Origin of the sequence: Nguyenibacter vanlangensis (assembly GCF_013376155.1) — a bacterium.
Classification (GTDB): Bacteria; Pseudomonadota; Alphaproteobacteria; order Acetobacterales; family Acetobacteraceae; genus Gluconacetobacter; species Gluconacetobacter vanlangensis.
The window spans coordinates 1-2180 of record NZ_JABXXP010000482.1 but is presented as its reverse complement, the minus strand read 5'-3'; the positions used below and the strand labels follow the sequence as shown (position 1 = coordinate 2180).

General features: G+C 69.4%; 1 protein-coding gene. It reads right to left on the bottom strand.

Features of this window, described 5'->3' with window-relative positions; translation table 11 throughout:
* A partial coding sequence (locus HUK84_RS15590) for a peptidoglycan D,D-transpeptidase FtsI family protein (RefSeq protein WP_176641101.1) occupies positions 1–2038 on the bottom strand: 2038 nt, incomplete at its 3' end.
* Positions 2039–2180 lie beyond the last annotated feature (142 nt).

The following is a 2180-nucleotide window of genomic DNA, read 5'->3' as shown; positions in this document are numbered from 1 at the left end:
GTTCGGCGAGCGGGATGCCGTGACGGTCGCCCTTGCGCGCGGGCTTGGGCTGGTTGCGCGGATCGCCGGGATCGTTGCCCGGGCCCAGCGCGCGATAGCCGCGCGGCACGGCGGGTTCCATCGGGATGGCGAGAGCGGCGTCGATGGCCTGGGCGTCGGCCGTGTCGGGGAACAGGCCGAGCATCGGGCCGATGCGGGTTACGATCTTGGATACGGTGGGGGCGGCGGTCCATCCGGCGGTGGTCCAGCCATGGGTCTGGGCGGTCGGCTTGGGACTGTCGAGCATGACATAGACCGCGTAGCGCGGCGCGTTCATCGGGAAGACGCCGGTGAAGGCGGCGATATTGACATGTTTCAGATAGCCGCCGTGCGGGCCGATCTTTTCCGCCGTGCCGGTCTTGCCGCCGACGAAATAGCCTGGGGATTCGGCCGATTTGCCGATGCCCTCGGTCACCACCAGGCGCAGGATGCGGCGGAGGACGTTCGAGATTTCCGGCGAGATCAGGCGCGTGCCGACTGGCGCCGCAGCGGGCGCGGCGGCGGGGGTGGGCGTGGTCAGGACGGCTGGGGTGATGCTGGCGACCGGAGCGTTTGGCCCGTCCTGAGTGCTTGTGTCCTGAGCGCCTGTGATCTGGACGCCCGCGCCCTGGCTGCCGGCGTCGGCGATCAGGTCGTCGTGCGCCAGCAGGGTCGGGCGGACCAGGATGCCGCCATTCACGGTGGCGGCGGTGCCGCGCACGATGGCAAGCGGCGGTTCGGCGACGCCGTGGCCGAAGCCGACGGTCATGACCGTCGAGATGCCCCAGTTGCGGGGCGAGGGAATGAGGGGACGCGCGGCCTCGGGCAATTCGATCGGCACGGGCGCGAAGAAGCCCATGGCGCGCAGCCAGTCCTGCTGGCGCTGAGCGCCGACATCGAGCGCGATATGGGCGGCGGCCGGGTTGGAGGAGTAGGCCATGACCGCCGGCAGGGAGAGCCAGGGCGCGAAATGGTCGGTCTTCATGTCCGAGATGGTGAAGCGGCCGACATGGATGGGGATGGTCGAGAACCGGTCCCAGACATGGGCGACGCCGAGTTGCAGCGCCATGGCGGCGGTCTGCAGCTTGAAGGTCGAGCCGGGTTCATACATGCCGGTGACGGCGCGGTTGAAGCGGGCATCGGGGTCGGCATGGCCGAAATCGTTGGCGTCGTAGTCCGGCAGGCTGACCATGGCGATGATCTCGCCGGTATTGACGTCCATCACGATGGCGCAGGCGCCGATGGCCTGGAACATGTCCTTGGCCGCGGCGAGTTCGTCGCGGACCACGGCCTGGATGCGCACGTCCAGCGACAGGCGCAGCGGGGTGCGGTCGGCGTTCAGGCGCTTGTCCATGGAACGTTCGATGCCGGCCACGCCGTGATCGTCGATATCGACCGCGCCCATGATGTGGGCGGCGACGCGGCCCAGCGGGTAGTGGCGGCGTTCGCCCGGTTCGAAATAGACGCCGGGAATGCCGAGATTGTTGATCGCGACTTCCTGCATCGGGGAGATGTCGCGGGCCAGGTAGACGAACTGTTTCTTCGTCGAGAGGCGGCGGACCGCCTCGGCGACGTCCAGGGTGGGCAGCACCGACTTGAGCTTCTGCGCCGCGTCCTGCGGGTCGATCATTTCCTGCGGGTTGGCATAGACCTGCGCGACCGGCAGGGAGATCGCCAGTACCTGGCCGTTGCGGTCGGTGATCGAGGCGCGGTGGACCTGCGGCAGGGCGAAATCGGCCTCCATGCCCTTGGGGTCGCTTTTGGGGATGTCGGGGACCTGCGGCGCGATCTGCCGCCGTTCGGGCGCCATCGGCATGATGACGGTGGCGAAGGCGAGCTTGAGCGCGACCGCGCCGAACAGGCCGCAGAATAGGGCGGAGACGCCCAGCAGCCGCGACTGCGTGCGCTCGCGCGCCGTGCGGGTGCGCAGGTCGTCGCCGGTGACCCGCACGTCCATCCGCGGGGGGCGGGAGGGCCCGCTCCGCATACTGTCTGGTGTGTCGGTCGGGCCGTTGGTCATGTTACCTGCGCGAGGGCATCAGTTGCTGAGGGGAACGGGCGGCGGCAGCGTTCCGGAATGTGAAAAGCCCAGGGACGACCCCCTGCCGTATCCCCGTGCCTCCTGGTACGGGACCGGCGCGGCCGGGCGCCAGGCCGCGACG